The organism is Stutzerimonas sp. Brlt_14 (assembly GCF_051948915.1).
Lineage (GTDB): Bacteria > Pseudomonadota > Gammaproteobacteria > Pseudomonadales > Pseudomonadaceae > Stutzerimonas > Stutzerimonas stutzeri.
Map to the genome: position 1 here is coordinate 1 of NZ_JAYJLM010000010.1, position 16269 is coordinate 16269.

Annotated in this window: 11 protein-coding genes and 3 pseudogenes; 4 read left to right on the forward strand and 10 right to left on the reverse strand. The window is 56.2% G+C overall.

The window, feature by feature from the left end; genetic code table 11:
- The 6 genes from VF716_RS20030 to VF716_RS20055 all read right to left on the reverse strand — a co-directional run.
- The coding region (locus VF716_RS20030) for a recombination directionality factor (RefSeq protein WP_440552896.1) at nucleotides 1-787 on the reverse strand (787 nt) is incomplete at its 3' end.
- Between the two features lie 92 nt (nucleotides 788-879).
- Entirely contained in the window at nucleotides 880-1884 is a 1005-nt protein-coding gene (locus VF716_RS20035; protein ID WP_440552898.1) for a YqaJ viral recombinase family protein, read from the reverse strand.
- A gap of 79 nt (nucleotides 1885-1963) precedes the next feature.
- Complete coding sequence (locus VF716_RS20040) at nucleotides 1964-2932, reverse strand: DUF932 domain-containing protein (RefSeq protein ID WP_440552900.1); 969 nt, start codon at nucleotides 2930-2932, stop codon at nucleotides 1964-1966.
- 97 nt (nucleotides 2933-3029) lie between these two features.
- On the reverse strand, nucleotides 3030-3302 hold the full coding sequence (locus VF716_RS20045) for a hypothetical protein (RefSeq protein WP_249044923.1): 273 nt from the start codon (nucleotides 3300-3302) through the stop codon (nucleotides 3030-3032).
- A gap of 168 nt (nucleotides 3303-3470) precedes the next feature.
- Nucleotides 3471-4886 (reverse strand): YfjI family protein, encoded by a 1416-nt coding sequence (locus tag VF716_RS20050; RefSeq protein ID WP_074859153.1) that lies wholly within the window; start codon nucleotides 4884-4886, stop codon nucleotides 3471-3473.
- A gap of 46 nt (nucleotides 4887-4932) precedes the next feature.
- A complete protein-coding gene (locus tag VF716_RS20055; protein ID WP_440552903.1) occupies nucleotides 4933-5334 on the reverse strand; it encodes a helix-turn-helix transcriptional regulator in 402 nt (133 codons plus the stop codon).
- A gap of 313 nt (nucleotides 5335-5647) precedes the next feature.
- Between VF716_RS20055 and VF716_RS20060 the strand changes: the two genes are divergently transcribed.
- Entirely contained in the window at nucleotides 5648-6739 is a 1092-nt protein-coding gene (locus tag VF716_RS20060; protein ID WP_144188584.1) for a hypothetical protein, read from the forward strand.
- Between the two features lie 28 nt (nucleotides 6740-6767).
- On the opposite strand, the gene VF716_RS20065 is transcribed toward VF716_RS20060, so the two are convergent.
- The 4 genes and pseudogenes from VF716_RS20065 to VF716_RS20080 all read right to left on the reverse strand — a co-directional run bounded on the left by VF716_RS20065 (nucleotide 6768) and on the right by VF716_RS20080 (nucleotide 10894).
- Nucleotides 6768-8105 (reverse strand): tyrosine-type recombinase/integrase, encoded by a 1338-nt coding sequence (locus VF716_RS20065; RefSeq protein WP_074859155.1) that lies wholly within the window; start codon nucleotides 8103-8105, stop codon nucleotides 6768-6770.
- A gap of 281 nt (nucleotides 8106-8386) precedes the next feature.
- Nucleotides 8387-8616: pseudogene (locus tag VF716_RS20070) on the reverse strand (tyrosine-type recombinase/integrase); the annotation flags it as partial.
- Between the two features lie 448 nt (nucleotides 8617-9064).
- Nucleotides 9065-9460 carry a response regulator gene (locus VF716_RS20075; protein WP_236450575.1) on the reverse strand — a complete coding sequence of 132 codons (396 nt, stop codon included), beginning with the start codon at nucleotides 9458-9460 and terminating at the stop codon, nucleotides 9065-9067.
- Nucleotides 9461-9481: 21 nt separating this feature from the next.
- Entirely contained in the window at nucleotides 9482-10894 is a 1413-nt protein-coding gene (locus VF716_RS20080) for an ATPase domain-containing protein (RefSeq protein ID WP_256068770.1), read from the reverse strand.
- A gap of 767 nt (nucleotides 10895-11661) precedes the next feature.
- On the opposite strand from VF716_RS20080, the pseudogene VF716_RS20085 reads away from it, so the two are divergent.
- The 3 genes and pseudogenes from VF716_RS20085 to VF716_RS20095 form a co-directional block, all read left to right on the forward strand.
- Nucleotides 11662-12057, forward strand: a pseudogene (locus VF716_RS20085) (EAL domain-containing protein); the annotation flags it as partial.
- Between the two features lie 561 nt (nucleotides 12058-12618).
- Nucleotides 12619-15342, forward strand: a pseudogene (clpK, locus tag VF716_RS20090) (heat shock survival AAA family ATPase ClpK); the annotation flags it as partial.
- A gap of 236 nt (nucleotides 15343-15578) precedes the next feature.
- Nucleotides 15579-16046 carry a phosphate-starvation-inducible PsiE family protein gene (locus VF716_RS20095; protein ID WP_011913477.1) on the forward strand — a complete coding sequence of 156 codons (468 nt, stop codon included), beginning with the start codon at nucleotides 15579-15581 and terminating at the stop codon, nucleotides 16044-16046.
- Nucleotides 16047-16269: the final 223 nt, after the last annotated feature.

A 16269-nucleotide genomic window follows, 5' to 3' on the forward strand; every position in this document is an offset into this window, starting at 1 on the left:
ACTCTTCCACGATGGCGCTGACATCCTCCTCGCTGTCCTCGAACGCGCCGTTGCCAAAGCCACGTCGCGCTGCTTCATCTAAAGCAGCCTGATTGAACCCCGCAGCCTGCCGCCGCGAATCGAGTTCACTAGCTGTCACCAGAGCTTCAGCCATGTCCATGCCGCCGCGTACCGTCAGATCGGCGTAGAAGATCGGCGTGCCATGGCTCTGGCGTGTCGACTTGCCGCGAAGACGCAGCTCCAGCGGCAGGCAGGCCAGGCGGTTGCCTGAAATGGCCTGGAAGTAATGCAGACGAGCGGCCAGGGTGCGGATGCTGTTGAAGCCGGTGGTGCGGAACACGAAGCTGCCCAGCGGATCCTCATCGCCAATCACCACATTCAGTCGGCCGTAGGGCTTGCAGGCACCGCCTTTCGCCAGTGGGCAGGCATCCGGTGATGGGCAGGGCAGCGACTGCATGCCGTCCGAGGTGACCCGCTTGCAGGTTTCGCCATTGCCGACGCAGATCGGGCGCCCCGATTGCCGGTCGAACAGTGTGTAGTCAGCCCGGAAATTCAGCTCTGGTTCGTTGAACAGCAGGCGTACCGGAATGCTGCGCAGCTTGTCGTCCTTGCCCTGACGTAGCTCGTCATTGAGCGGGTGCAGCAGCCACCCGTCCTTACCCTGCACCTGGGACGTGATGGTGAATTGGTCATCCTTCTCCGGCAGTCGCTTGCCGTTCTTCTCGATGACCTTACCGATGGAAATCCGCCCGAGTACCGGCGGAGTGATAGCCAGACCTTTGAGCATGGTGTGTCTCCTGGAAATGAAAAAAAGGCCAGCCACGCAGCGCGAACTGCATGGACTGGCCAAGGGGAGGGAATGGATTGAGTAGTTGGGTTTCAGCCGACCAGGAAGCGCCGTGCACCCGGCTTCAGCAGTGGGTACTTGGCCTGCAGGTAGGGCTTGTCTTTGAGCAGTTGAGCGACATCGAGGCCGATGCTGTCCTTGGCCTTGCGCCAGCTGACATAGCCGCTGGTGAACTCCGCCCGACTGGCATCGCCCATGGCTTGCTGCAGCATCTGCTTGAGCTCAGCCTCGCGCTTTTCTTTGTCAGCAATCGACTGGCGAACGGCCTTCAGCTCGATGTAAGCCGCTGACAGACCAGCATGCTGGCTGAAGTCGACGACCTGGCCGTTGTCTTCCGGGTAGAGGCTGCGCAGTGCCGACTCAGCTGAGGCTGTGCCATCTGCTGGCGGTGGGGTATCGGTTTCCACGTAGTGCCAGAACTGGCGCTCCAGCTCGATCAGGCGAGCGATCATCTGCTCATCCCGCTCGATGCGGTGGATCTCCAGCGTCTGACCACCCAGCAGTACTGCTACATCCGCCGCCTGCTTGCCGGTGACGGCGAGCTGGTGCATCACCTGCAGCTGCACATACTCCGGCACGCCCTCTTTCCAGAGGCGTGCCCCGTTTATGCCGGCTGTCTTGCATTCCAGGATCTGCACATCGTCCGCCCCGATCACCTCGCGGTCGATGTTGGCCAGCATCCAGGGCAGCTCCGGATCCGGGTGCTGCAGCACGGCATTGATGCGACGTACCTTGTTCTTGGTGCGCTTGCTGTAATGCCAGGCCACGATGGGCTCCAGGACGTTGCCCCAGTACATCGGGCTTTCCTCATCGTGCGGATCAGCCTTCGGCAGGCCACCATCACGACCGGTCTTTTCCAGCCAGAGCTCCAGCTGCGACTTGTAAGGGTTGAGGCCAACGGCCGCAGCTGCATCCGAGCTGCCGATGCCTTGCTTACGTATCTGTAGCCAGTCCTCGCGCGGCAGCTCCTTGGTGCTGACCAGGCGCAATGCTGGACGGGCTTTGCTGGTGCTGCGATTCAATGAAGTAGCTTTCATAGCGTTCACCTTGCAGAAATAGAAACGCCCGATCTGCAACAAAGCGGGTCGGGCGTTATGGGGTGGAGTAGGTATAAGTTCAGGCGACCAATTGCAGGGCAGTATCGAGAGCGCGTTGCTTGATCTGTGCGCCCTGGCCGAACCAGGCAGAGTCGAGGCGGTACTCCGTGCTGCGTGCCCGGCGCTCGTGATCGACGTACTCGGTCACGGCATTGAGCAGACCCCAGGCGGTGCCACGTGCCGAGTCCAGCTGGCTGCCGCGACCACGGCCTTCGTACAGCTCCTGCACTTTGCGCAGAGCGCGTTCGTTGGGCAGTTGCTCCGGCAGTGCGCCGGTCGGGCTGGTCTCGCACATCACGTTCATGAAGAAGCCCAGTGCCTCATGCCACTGCACCTTGCGCTCAGCCAGGTGGCGCATGCGGTACATGAAGTCGTCCCATTGTGAGACGGCGATACCGAGCTGCTTTTTCACCAGATCGCCATCGAAGCGAGTGCTGTGCGGCACCTTGATCGCACGGTTAGTACCGTCCAGGGCAATGGTCAGCGTGTTGTTGCAGACCACACGGATAGTGGTGGGCGTTGCCGTGGTAGCCAGGGTGCCGTCGCAGGAAGTGGCCAACAGCAGGTAGCCATTCACCTGGTCGTTGCCCTTGAGTGCGGCGCCGTGTCCGGTACGCGCCAGCGCCCAGAACTTACGACCGCCTTTGAGCACGCCGGCGGTTTCCAGCTCGTAGCCGGAGACCTCGGTCAGGTCCCGGTAGAACTCCAGCACATCCTTGGGCTGCACAGTGTGGTAACGCTGCGAGACCACCGAAAGCGGTGCCTTGGTGTCCGAACGGTAGAGCACCTTCTGTTCGGGGAAAGAATGGATCGCGCCCAGGTGGCCGATGGCGTCCGACTTGAAATGCACTGGGCTTTCCAGGATCTGCCAATCCATGCCGGCTTCGCGTTGCCAGACTTCGATGGGCTGGTTCTGCGGCAGGTTGTTGCCCAAGCCGTGCCACGGTGTAGCGCCAATGTAGGCCATTTGTTCGATTTGATGAGCCATGACGAATTTCCTTTGGGTGCAGGCCGGCATAAAGCGCCGCGCAGAGCGCAGCACCGGCAATCAGTGATGGATAAGTAAGAGGAGAGCAGTTGCCGGATCAGGCCGGCAGATTGAAGCGATGACCGCAGAGCAGGCAGAGGTTGTGAGCCAGGACATGGCGGTCGAGCGACTCGCCGAGCTGAGCGCCTAGCGCACAACCACCCACGCCTCCGGCCAGGCCACCGAGAATGGCGCCGGATACTGAACCGAGTGTGATGCCGACAGGGCCGGCGATTACGCCGAGCGCTGCGCCGGCCTTGCCGCCTGCCAAGGCAGCGCTGACGCCACGTGCGAGGCCACCGACAGCTCCGATGGCCGCGCCAGCTTTCATGGCGTGATGGAAAGAAGCGACTTTGGGGGAGTGACAGCGGGGGCACTGCAATGACATGTGGGGAGTTCCTTTTTGGTGGTTATGTCAATGCGGTTATGTGTTGTTGTGATAAATTCGAATCAAGAAAAATAAATAAACCGGCGCAAGTCCGGTTTTGAAGTTGGTTCACTAGCTGTTGTGTTTTAGTATAATTCGTACAGGTTTTTTAGTGTAGTCAACAGTAATTTTTCCTTGGGCCTCAAGGCAGTCGAGGAGTGGGTTTAACTTCGAAATTGTTCGGAATTTCCCTGGGCCTTTGTACAGGACTGTATTTTTTTCGACCCAGTTAAATAGTGGTGAATGTTTGCAGTTTGATTGTAGCCAGGCGTGTAGGGTTTCTGCATCGCTGATGATGTTAGGCATGAAGGTGAACTCGTTTCGGAATGTTTTTGAGCACTCAAGTACGATTTTCTCTGCTGACTTGAGCTCTGCTAATGAAATAATGCCATTGCCAAGTTCAAAGTAGTGCAAGAGAGCAGCAACTCTGGCGATGTTCTCGCTAAGCTTGGATGCGTGATCTTTTGATCGTTCATACTTGCCACCTTTTTGTAGTTCGTATTCGATATTGTTATATGATTCTGTCCAGTATTCGGCGGCGCTTGAAGAGAACTTGATGATTTCCTTCTCTTCTGTGATGTTACGAAGTCGTTGAATACTTTTTTCAAGAAGTTGGTTTGCTCGTGACTGGTAGCGCGCAATGACTTCTTTGTTTATTGGTCGTTTGTTAATGAATCGCTTTCCTTGAGTCGACTCTGGGTTAAAGACTAAGGCGCGAGATAGTAAGCCTACAGATCGAGCGCGATCTCCCTTCCCCTCAAGATATTCCTTTAGTATTTGTGGTTGAATCATAATTCCTATGGTTAGACGGGCATCATTTAGTGAGCATCCTTCTACGGTTGCCCTTGCTACATCAATGGTGCTACCTGTCCATAGCGCATTAATTTTCCCGAAATCATTAAATACTCCCTTTAAGGCAGAAATTCCTTCACTTGACATCAATGCTGCCCAAGGGCAGTCAAGACGCATTCCCTTGAGAAGAGCTGCGGTAGTGGCGTCTTCATAGATTGGATTGAATGCGCGCGGCCGTTCGGGTTTCAGTTCGTGATGGAGAATTAATTCATTTTCAAAATGTTTGTACGCTGGGTCGGTCTCAGGATGATCGCTCATCTCTTTAATGATTTTGCGCTTTCTTGCTTCCCAGGCTTCTGATTTGATTCGCCATACAAGTAACTCTTTTTCATGTGCTTTAATCGCATTTATTACAAATACCCGGACGGCACCCATAAACATGCTTTCAACTGTTGACTTTCTTTCTCCGGATTGTGCAATGCTGATGACCATTAGAGAGACCGGCCCGATCATTTTTCCTGGTCGCTCTACATCAATCAGTGGTTGGCATAAGAGCGAAATAGTTGAAAGCGCTGAGGCTAACACCAACTCCAATGGTGCTTGTGTTGCTTCGGCTACCTCAATAAGCATATCTTTAAGCAAGGGGAACTCATTGAGTGCAGTAAGGATTGTTTCATTGGTGATGTTTTGATTCATTTTATTTTCTCTCTTTGGCTTGTATTCAAAGTTTCTATGGTGATGTTTAGATATCTGGTTGCTCGCGATTGTTTAGCCATGCGATAACTGATTCCAATCGCCAACCTACTGCGCCGCCACTTTTGCGCCCTGAGAGCCGAACTTGTTTCGGAAAGGATGGGTCGTGCCTGGGTGACTTTGGATTCAGCCAGTCATAAACGCAGGATCGAGAAATCGATAGCATCTGCGTTAGCTGACTAAGCCGAATGATTTGGGGGGAGGATGTTTTTTCTGTATGTGCGTTCGTCTCCTTTTTCCGTAGTTTGGATAGTGATTTGTGTGCATTGGCGAAGTGCTCGACTCGAAATAGAACGGTTGGATCCCCTTCGAAATTCTTCGCCTCTGATTCGCGGGTGTTGGTCATTTGATTGCCTCCGAGTTGGTGATGCGATGCTATTCCTGTGCCCATGGGCTTACACCGCTTGTACTTAGCGGTAATTTTTTACCTGCAAGCACTGGCCTTGAAATGACTAAGGGTTTGTGGTAGTCCGTTTGTGTTTTCGGTCGGGGGAGGTATCAAAAGCCAGCGATAGCTGCGACTGCTATCGCAGCTATCGCTGGCTTTTAGCGCTTCCTCTTTCGGGGATGCAGAAAGCGAGCAGGCGTGATGGCATAGGCTTGGGTGGCACGGATGATGAAGCTGTGTGCCTCTCAGGCGTTTGTCTTGTACGGCCTGGGGAAGGGGAGTGCTAGGCTTATTGTGAAATTGTGGAGATAGGCTTATGAGGCTTGCTGTGCCGAAAGCTGCTCATTACGGTGTATTGATTACTAATGACTCTTTTGAAGTTTTACTGCCTAAAGAAATTAACTATTCTGAGGGGTTATTCTTGAGATGGGAGCTGAGTCCTGGTTGCGCGCCGACAAAGTTGGTGCGCTCTAGGTTGGTTGATGATTTCTGTATTAATGCTGAATTTATTCTTATACCGCTCCACTTGATATTTGTTAAGAGTGGAACCCTTGTTAATTTTTTGATGAAATATGTAGGTGGCGACATAGATGCTGCAGGTTTCAAGTGGGTTTCTATACGAGAGGCTTGGGATGAAGTGGCTAAATTGGATGATGATGATCTTCACATGGGTGAATGTAGTTCCTTAAGTATTTTAAATAACTGGGTTCATGAGCAAAGGCGTAGATTGGCTGAAGATGAAATTAATGAATCTCATATAGAGTCTTATGGGCGATTTGATGCGCTCTGCCATCGGGCGCGTGCCGTGCTGGATAGGTATCCTAGGTACTTTGATGGCGTTGGTATGTATTCGGAATTTATGCAGTCAATGCTTGGTGTGGCAGAAAGCGAAATAGATGAAATTGATAATTTTGATTTATATCTGAATGAGTTGTGTGCGAGAGCGGAAAGACCTGGTAGAAGCTCTCGTCGTGAGAAAGATCTTATTCATGTTGTTCGCTTTAGCATGGCTAGTGCATATCGCTGTTTGCGTGAAGGAATGAATGATGATTATTCTGCTGAGTGTCTGCGTGCTGAGAAGTTTATAGATTATCTTGAGCAAATCTATTCTGGGGTCTCGCCTGAAATAAGGTCTCGCGCCATTAAAGGTGGGGGTGCACCTAGGCGTGGTCGTCTAAAACAAAGTGATATTAAAATTGTTGAGTCTGTTATTTTGAGTGTGCTTGAAGTTAGAAAATTCAAAAGCAGACAGAGTCAAAATTATGAAATTTCACGAATTATAGCGGATGATGTTTTGGTTGGGATTTCAAAGTCGGGGCTTGGTGATGCCTTTGATCTAGATGGTTTGCGTCAATTCATTCTCGATTTTATTATCGAAAATAAGGCTGCGCGGACTTTGATAAAATAACGTAGCATCTAAGATGTTTGGTGTTTATTTACTGTTCCGTTATTTTTTGCAGGTGCGCGCCAAGTAAGTTCCAGGCTTCTGACATCTCTTTTGAGTAGCTATGTCTTTGGTAAGTTCTTTTTACTTTGTTTTCCTCCGTGTGATTAAGGCATCTCTCGGCTACCTCCGGCAAAACGCCTAAAGCTGTCATGATCGTAGCTCCTGTCCGTCTCAGGTCATGAGGTGTCCACTTGCCTCCTTTTAGTAGAAGAGCGTGAGAGTTGGCGCTTCGGTTGCTCATTGTGGCTTGATCTGGTTTCCGTTGCCTATCACCAAGTTGCTTGGTGACTGTTTTGGAGCAGACAGGTCCTGTCTTTTTGGTGTTTGGATAGCACCATTGGCATTTACCTGAAATTGCTTTTATTCTTTCGAATTGATATCTTGAAAAATTGGATAGCGTTACTGTGTGAGCCTTCCCATTCTTGCTATCTTCAGCAGGAATAAGCCATATCCCTGCTTTTAGATCGACATTTTCCCAGCGAGCATTCATGAGTTCGCCTATTCGGCAGCATGTGGATAAGGCAATCCATATAGCGGCCTCAGTTGAAACGAGAAGGCCTGCGTCTGGCAAAAGCTTCGCAAGCGAAGATATTTCTTCATCGCTGAGTACTCTGTCCCGCTCGACATCTTTCCCGCCGATCTTGGCTTTCCGGATGCTTGCGGTGGGATCATGCTCAAGCAGATCTCGATCTACGGCAAATCGAAACATTTGGCGCATCAGGCTGAAAATCAACTTAGCCATGCGGTTCACGCCTCGGGCCAACAATGCGTCAGTTACTTCGGTGATGTGGCCTTTGCGGACTTCTTCAAGTGGCAATGTCCCAAGCAGGGGGAGGACGTCCTTTTTGAACATCCGACGTACCTCATCTCCGCCATCTTTTCGGTTTATCAGATCAACCTTGGCCCAATGGTCAAAGAGGTCTTGAACTGTTTTTCTTGCCGCTTGCTTGGCTTCAGCCGCCTCAAATGCAGCCTTCTCGGCAGCAAGGCGCTTTTGCTCCGCTTCTCTTGCGGCTGTCCTCGCTTCTTCTTCTGCCTGGAAGTGTTCGCGCAGATCACGAACGCCTCCTTGATAGAGGCGTGAAAGTTCACCTGCTTTAGCTCTGGCTTCTTTTAGGGTCAGGCCGTCTATTCCGGCAGGGTCATAGACGCCCAGCGGAAGAAAGACGCGCTCGCTGCTTGAGTTCGTATAGCGGAAGTAGAAGTGTCGCTCACCGTTTGGCCTGAGCCTTGCCATGAAGCGACCGCATCCACGAGGAGCATCTTCAATCAACCAGGTTGGTTTTGCAGGCTTAGCAGCCATTTGCTTGTCAGTTATCGTTGCCATCGTATTCCTAGCTTGGTCACCGTATGGTCACCGTTTCTCGTAGGCTTTGATTGGATGGTATAGCAATCGATTGGACAGTGGAACCTGTTGGAGGCCCCATTTTAAAGGGGTTATAAGGCAATTTTTGGATTTCTTTGGATTACGTTGGTAGATAATTTACCTTTATGGGGTGCAAGGGGTCGAGTGTTCGAATCACTCCGTCCCGACCAAATAACTCCACGACTTAGGCCAGTTCAGAGATGAGCTGGTCTTTTTCGTTTCAGGGACTTTTGCGGGACTTTTCATCCTGCCTTCCTCCTCAGTATCGTCAGCGCCGGTCCCCTCGAATCCGTTGCCGATATCTTGTTGGCCTCATCGATCAGCTTGCCCAGTTCGGCCTCCAGGAGTGGCTGGTGATGCTGCCGTTCTTGTGGCCCAACAGGTCCTTCCTGTCTTCCTCCGTCACGCCGGCGGCGCGAAGCCTGCGACCGAATGTGTAGTTGAGGTCATACACGCGGATAGATGCAATCCCGTTGGTGCTGCTCGGTTGAAGCGCTGCTCAGACAGCGGGCCAGTGCCGCGGCGACGAGGGAGGCGTTCGATACGCCTTTCTTGGTTGCGAGCTCGTCGAGCCGACCGGCGTGTTCGGGCTCGATGAAAAGGTTCAGCCGCGTGCGTCTCATAGTTCGCCGTGACTCTGCTGGTCAATCGCGCCGAAGAACCGCAGGTCTTGGCAGATCGAGTTCGAGCTCATAGCGTCTTGCTCGATGGGCCATTCGTATGCGGCTCGAATGCCATTGGCGTCACGGCCAGCGTGGGATGGTGCTCAGGCGCGAAGACGAAGGCGCGGAACGCACGTTCCGGCGGACGGACGAGGCGATTATTGCGCAAAGTCCAATGGCCGAAATCGCATTGAGCTGGCTTGAGCCTGGCCACTTGGCAAATGATCTTGAGCGGCCGCCATCCGATCGCGGCGGAGATCAGCGTCGGCTGTCGCCGGCCGGCGCCCCGGGCTTGGGATCCCCAATCAGGTCGATCACGATGTCGATGAACTTGGTGACATCGAAGGGCTTTTGCAGAATATGATCGAAAAGTCCTGGGGCCTGGCTGGCCAGCCCAGCATGGCCGCCGCTCATGAGCACGATCGGGATGTGTGACCACTCAGCGTGTCGGCGAATCTCCTCGGCCAGCTCCAAGCCATTCATCAAAGGCATCATGAAATCGCATACAACCAGCGATAGTCGTTCGCGATGCAAGGCGTCCAGTGCCTTCTTGCCATTGCTTGCTTGCGTGACCATGAAGCCTACGTCTTCAAGCGCAAGGGTCAGGACCTCGACAATCAAGTATTCATCATCGACTACCAAGACCGTTGTCATGGATAAAAACCTTATCGACCGCTAGCGATCTTGCGGTGTATGTGTGCCGTTCGTCGTCAATGAGTAACCACCCGGTCCGATCTGGGCGGACAGCGTGGTGCGCTCATAGGGGCCGTTACGGCGTTTTATGATCCTCAGAGTTGGCTCGCTGGTGCCTGGCCCCTCGGTGAAGCCGGCCAGAATGACGTTATCGAACAGGCTGCAAAGCTCTGCCGGAGGCGCCACGGGGGCATTCGCAGCGAAGAAATTGAGCTCCCACGTTGCCACCATCGTGGTACCCAGTGCGCGCGCCTCGTTCACCAGTGCGCTGACGAATTCCAACTGTCGGCCTTGCTGCAAGCTGGGGCGCGTCAGCGCGGCCAATGTGTCAATTACGATGCGAGAAAGCTGCTTGTGTCTGATCCGGGCAAGCATATCCAACGCCATCCGATCAGGAATGAACTGTGTCGTTGGTTGCCAGTGAAAGTCGAGACGCCCTTGCTCAACCGGCTTTTCAAGCCCGAGCTCAAGCTGACCTGATTTCCTGAGCAGTTGTTCGGGCGACTCGACGAAACCGAAGAAAGCCCCATGTTCGTCCGGTGCCGCGCCGGCAAGGAAATTGAGCGCAAAAGTCGTCTTGCCTGCACCGGAGGGACCAATGACCAGCGTTGCGCTGCGCTCGATGAACCCGCCACCCAAGGCTTCATCCAGGCCATCAATGCCGGTTGGTAGCATTCGCTCGCCGAGTGAGAGTGGGGCAGTTGGCTGGCTCAACAGTGCTTCGATTCGAGGATAAATGGCAATCCCATTGCTAGTGATCTCGTACTCGTGCTCCCCGGAAACATAGTCCGAGCCCCGGTACTTGTGCACGCCGAGCCGGCGATAGGAGCGCATGCCGACCCGTTCTTCCTTGAGGGAGAACACGCCATCAACCATCGTCAGCTCCGGGCTGCCATGATCGATCTCTGCACTGGTCAAAAGCAGCGTGGTGCAACCGGCAAAACTGGCGTGTACCTGAAGCTCGGCGACAAACTTCTTCGTGTTCAGTGGGGTGTCCGAGCGGCTACGGACGTTCATCAGCCCGTCGAGGACCAGAAGGGTGGCCTTGTGCCGGATGATCTCGCGGCGAAGCAGCTTCAGGACCTCGTCGAGCCCCTCGTTCTCGAGTGTGTCGAAGGCGCTGACGTACAGCATGCCTGCGCCTATCTCGGCTGAGTTGAAGAAACTGAGCGTCGACAGGTACTGGAAGAGGCGGTCGTGCGGCTCTGAAAGGAGCGAGGCGAAAATGACTTTTCCGCCTTGGGCCGTGTGATGGAAGGCGACCTGGTTAGCGAAGATGGTCTTGCCCGAACCCGGTCGTCCTTGAATTAAATAAGCGGCCCCGGCGACGAAACCGCCGTGGGTAATGGCGTCTAGACCATCTATACCGCTTTCCAAGCGCTCAAGTGCTTTCACGTCAATCTGCCTGGTGAATGAGGGCGTTGGGGAATTTGTATCGGGGCCTGGCTACAAGTGCGCCGGATGTACGATTTGGCCGACGCAGAAATGCTTCGAACCGGCACATTTTTCGTTTCCCGTTGCGATAGCGGACACGTCAGGTCGCTCAGAGTAACCAGGCGTAACGTTAAACCTGACTATGAAATAAAGCGGGCAATGTAACACAGGGTTTGTACCGTCTGCCGCTGACGTTAATGAGTCGGTGATTTAGGCAATGGGCTCGACATGGGAACCCTCTTTTCTCGGGTTTTGCTGGGGATTCGATCTATACGAAGCCGCCCAGCGAATTACCGCCGTGCCGCCCGCGGGAACTTGGTCGCGCGTTTCGGCGGCGACGAGTCCGTGATCTTGGCCCGCAGCACCGCCTTGGAACTAGAATGGACCTGACCGCCCTGCATCGAGGGCCCCGCTGGTCGACGGTTCCAATACTTCTCACTCGGGCGCCTCGATCGGGATCCGCCTTTTCCCTGAGAGGGGCATACCGCCGCGGACCTTATGCTTAGCGCGAACATCGGCTCGCAACCCCAAGCAGGGAAGGGCTCTGGCGCGGTCGGTAAACTGTTGCCGCTGCAATTGCGTACTTCAGCGTTGGTAGAGCTGACCCCAGCCTGCGCAGGCGCGTACCGGTTTCCACGCAAGCTCGTTGGAATTCGAAGTGGCCGACGGCGCCCTGATAGACGACGCCAAGGCATCCCGCCCGATAATGGAAGGCGCAGGCGCAAGGCGTCCGGCTTGCGGGCGACGACTTCGGTACCGGCTACGCGGCCCCGGTCTTATCTCGCCGATCCCCCATCGATGTCGTCAAGCTGGACCGGTCCTTCGTGACGGGGATGGCGGGAGACGTTGACCGGTATCTCTTCACGTGCACCATCGTGGATATGGCTCGCTCGCTGAAACTGCATGTCGTAGGGTGTCGAGGATGCCGAGATACTGGAGCTGTTGCGAGTAGTGGGATACGACTAGGGGCCAAGCTATCTGTTCGCACGCCCCTATCGCTCGATTCGCCAGGCTGCCGTAGGTCGCGAAACGGCAGAACGACCAAAATCCGTCTTAAAAAGCTGTTGACAAGAACAATTATGCACATATGGCTACCACTTCGGCGCGACTGCCTAACCGGCTGATGCGACGCGTTGGCGCAGATCGATAAGTGACTGATTTATAAGGGGTAAGGCGAGCTGAACAAAATCTCGCCGATCTGTTTGCGATCCGCGCCAGACGGGCGTTTGCGCCAGCCATCCAAAATTTGCTCACAGTCTTATCCACAGCTTCTGTGGATAAGGATCTAACTCCTAACCGTAGCGGGGTTTTGCAGCGCCAAATTGGCCCGCATCAGAATAGGCGGGCATTGTTACCGTCTTGAGAACGGCGGAGAGGTCGATGGGGGCGGTATAGGCGTGCTATTGCCGATTCACGCATCGCGTTTACGATCTCGGTTCTAGATGTTTGCCACGTACCCTGCCACCTAACGCTCTCGCAATTATGCAGCTGAGAATCAGAATCACAGTCATCGAATGCCTCTTCGACTGCTACCCCTGTGCCTGATCGCACTCGGCATTCGCCGTACGAAGCCCAGATATTTCTTGACTTTTAACAGTTCCGGCGCAGAGTTTGTAAAGTACTGTAAAAAAAACCCTTGGGCTTGGCTGAATTTGGTTTTCCGGCGCTTGTCATGCCGCGCTTGCCAGCAAAAGCGCGCCATTTCCCCGCTGGAAGCCCTTTTCGGCTCGCGCAGCGGCCTGTTCGAAGATTTTCTCGGCAGCGATTTCTTCCGCATCGGAGAAGAGTCGGCACCGGCTGCAGCCGCTGCCGATGAAGTGGACGATGCGCCGTTTGGCGAACCAGCCTCCACAGCATCTGGCATGCCGCGCCGTCGCGGTAGCGGGTTGGCCAGCCGCATCAGCGAGCACTCCGAGGCGCTGTTGCAGGAAGCCGCCAAGCATGCCGCGGACTTCGGTCGCTCCGAAGTCGATACGGAACACCTGCTGCTGGCGCTGGCCGACAGCGATGTGATCAAGACCATCCTGAGCCAGTTCAAGATCAAGGTCGATGACCTCAAACGCCAGATCGAAGCCGAAGCCAAGCGCGGCGACAAGCCGTTCGAAGGCGAGATCGGCGTGTCGCCACGGGTGAAGGATGCGCTCAGTCGCGCCTTCGTCGCCTCCAATGAATTAGGACACTCCTACGTCGGGCGCGAGCACTTCCTGATCGGTCTGGCCGAAGAGGGCGAGGGGCTGGCCGCCAACTTGCTGCGCCGCTATGGCCTCACGCCGCAGGCCCTGCGCCAGCAGGTAAACAAGGTGGTCGGCAAAGGTGCGGAGGATGGCCGCGCCGAGACGCCGACCAATACGCCGGAGCTCGACAAGTATTCGCGCGATCTCACCAAGATGGCCCATGCGGGCAAGCTGGATCCGGTCATCGGCCGCGCGCAGGAAATCGAAACCACCATCGAGGTGCTGGCGCGGCGCAAGAAGAACAACCCCGTACTGATCGGTGAGCCTGGCGTGGGCAAGACCGCCATCGTCGAAGGGCTGGCACAGCGCATGGTGGCTGGCGAGGTGCCCGAGACGCTGCGCGACAAGCGCCTGGTGGAGCTGAACATCAATTCCATGGTGGCCGGCGCGAAGTACCGTGGCGAGTTCGAGGAGCGGGTGCAGAAGGTGCTGAAGGAGATCGCCGAGCACCAGGGCGAGATGATCCTCTTCATCGACGAGGTGCACACCATCGTAGGTGCCGGCCAGGGCGGCGGCGAAGGCGGGTTGGACGTGGCCAACGTCTTCAAGCCGATGATGGCGCGTGGTGAGCTGAACCTGATCGGCGCGACGACGCTCAACGAGTACCAGAAGTACATCGAGAAGGACGCCGCGCTGGAGCGGCGCTTCCAGCCGGTCATGGTGCCCGAGCCAACGGTGGCGCAGACCATCATGATCCTGCGCGGCCTGCGCGACACCTTCGAAGCGCACCACAAGGTCAGCATCACCGAGGACGCGATCATCGCGGCCGCCGAGCTGTCCGATCGCTACGTCACCGCGCGCTTTTTGCCGGACAAGGCCATCGATCTGCTCGATCAGGCTGCCGCCCGTGTGAAGCTGTCGGCGACGGCCCGCCCCGTTGCGGTGCAGGAGTTGGAGGCCGAACTGCACCAGTTGCGTCGAGAGCAGGACTACCTGGCCTCCCGCAAGCAATACGACAACGCGGCGGAGGTCGGCAAACGCATCGAAGCCAAGGAGGCCGAACTCAAGACGCAGGTCTACGACTGGGAGCGCGAGCGCGGCTCGGGCAGCGCCGAAGTCAAGGCGGAACACGTGGCGCAGATCGTCTCGCGTCTGACCGGCATCCCGGTCAATGAGCTGACCGTGGAGGAGCGCGAGAAGCTGCTGCACCTGGAGCAGCGGCTGCACGAGCGCCTGGTGGGGCAGGACGAGGCGGTACGCGCGGTGGCGGATGCGGTGCGGCTGTCGCGCGCGGGTCTGCGCGAAGGCAGCAAGCCCGTGGCCACGTTCCTGTTCCTGGGGCCCACCGGTGTCGGCAAGACCGAACTCGCCAAGGCGCTGGCCGAATCCGTCTACGGCAACGAGAGCGCCCTGTTGCGCATCGACATGTCGGAGTACGGCGAGCGCCATACCGTGGCGCGGCTGGTGGGCGCTCCACCGGGCTACGTCGGCTATGACGAAGGCGGCCAGCTCACGGAGAAGGTCCGTCGCAAGCCCTACAGCGTGCTGCTGCTCGACGAGATCGAGAAGGCTCACCCCGATGTCTACAACATCCTGCTGCAGGTGTTCGACGACGGGCGGCTCACCGACGGTAAGGGTCGCGTGGTGGACTTCACCAACACCATCATCATCGCCACCTCCAACCTGGGCTCCGACATCATTCAGCGCCGGCTGAAGGCGCGCGGAGCGGCCGGCGAGGAGTACGAGAAGACCAAGGCAGAGGTGATGGACGTGCTGCGCGGGCACTTCCGCCCCGAATTCCTCAACCGCATCGACGAGCTCATCGTCTTCCATGCGCTGGGCAGGGAGGAGATCCGCCACATCGTCGGCCTGCAACTCGATCGCGTGGCCCGCAGTGCCGCAAGCCAGGGCGTGACGCTGACGTTCGATGGGACGCTGGTCGATCACTTCGCGGAAGAAGGCTACAAGCCCGAATTCGGCGCTCGCGAGCTCAAGCGACTGATTCGCAGCGAGTTGGAAACGGCACTGGCGCGCGAGATGCTCGGCGGTGGCATCGGCAAGGGCGATCACGCCCATGCACGTTGGGACGACAAGGCGGAGCGGGTCGCCTTCGACCGCAAGCAACCCGCTCCGACCAGCGCCGAAGCACCCTCTGGATCTGCGCAACCGCCGGGCCCGCCCAGGGAGTCGAGCAAGGGGACGCGCAAGAAGAAGTCCGAAAGTGGCAAGGCATGAAGCACGGGGCTGCCCTAATCCTGAAAATGGGAGACGGGCAGCCCGTCCATCCAGGTGCGGCGTCCCTGCGTGCGCGTGGGGGAGTACGCGCCGCATCCTGTCGTGACGACCTGTTGGTCTGCCGATATCGCCCGCCAAATGACCACGTGCTTCGGCATGGACGAAGGCCTGGACTGGCGCAAGAGGCGTAGCGACCGCGATTTTTTAGGAGTGGCCTGTTTCTGAAGGAGTGGCGCATGAACAGCAATCAGACCGGGACGACACTTGAACGACTCCGCCGTGACTGGGCGGTGATGACGTTTTACGAACGCTTCGAGCAGGCCGTCGCCATCATCCTTTCAGCGGTGATCGCGGTGATTATCCTGGTGTCCCTGGTGCAGCTGATTCAGATTGTCTTCAGCCTGCTGATCATCGATGCATTCAATCCGCTCGACCACAAGATCTTCCAGAGTGTGTTCGGCATGATCATGACGCTCCTGATCGCGATGGAATTCAAGCACTCCATCGTGCGCGTGGCCTTGCGCCGTGACAGCATCATTCAGGTCAAGACGGTCATCTTGATCGGGTTGATTGCCCTGTCCCGCAAGTTCGTGATTCTCGATCCCGATGTCGGCCCCGCCAAAGTCGCCGCATTGGCCGGCGCCACTCTGGCCCTGGGGCTGACCTATTGGCTGTTGCGTGAGCGCGATGACCGAATTGTCTAGGACGGCACGGCTGCCAGCGGCTGGTCCAGGCCGCAAACGTCGAGTCTGGCTACGGCATCGCTTGAGCGACCGCCTACAGACAGTGCAGCCGGCTTGCACTTTGATCGGTATCACTCGCCAGCGGCCTTTTACTCGGCGAAAGGGGGCTATGGATCGCCCCGGGAGCAAGCCTACTTGCCTTGTTATTCGAACCGGCGGCAGCTGCGGCGCCGACGCTGAAGTT

Bases quoted from the DNA above. Each gene is read 5' to 3' on its own strand.
- VF716_RS20035 (WP_440552898.1), bottom strand. From the start codon at position 1,884: ATGAAAGCTACTTCATTGAATCGCAGCACCAGCAAAGCCCGTCCAGCA.
- VF716_RS20040 (WP_440552900.1), bottom strand. From the start codon at position 2,932: ATGGCTCATCAAATCGAACAAATGGCCTACATTGGCGCTACACCGTGG.
- VF716_RS20045 (WP_249044923.1), bottom strand. From the start codon at position 3,302: ATGAAAGCTGGCGCGGCCATCGGAGCTGTCGGTGGCCTCGCACGTGGC.
- VF716_RS20050 (WP_074859153.1), bottom strand. From the start codon at position 4,886: ATGAATCAAAACATCACCAATGAAACAATCCTTACTGCACTCAATGAG.
- VF716_RS20055 (WP_440552903.1), bottom strand. From the start codon at position 5,334: ATGGGCACAGGAATAGCATCGCATCACCAACTCGGAGGCAATCAAATG.
- VF716_RS20060 (WP_144188584.1), top strand. From the start codon at position 5,648: ATGAGGCTTGCTGTGCCGAAAGCTGCTCATTACGGTGTATTGATTACT.
- VF716_RS20065 (WP_074859155.1), bottom strand. From the start codon at position 8,105: ATGGCAACGATAACTGACAAGCAAATGGCTGCTAAGCCTGCAAAACCA.
- VF716_RS20075 (WP_236450575.1), bottom strand. From the start codon at position 9,460: ATGACAACGGTCTTGGTAGTCGATGATGAATACTTGATTGTCGAGGTC.
- VF716_RS20095 (WP_011913477.1), top strand. From the start codon at position 15,579: ATGAACAGCAATCAGACCGGGACGACACTTGAACGACTCCGCCGTGAC.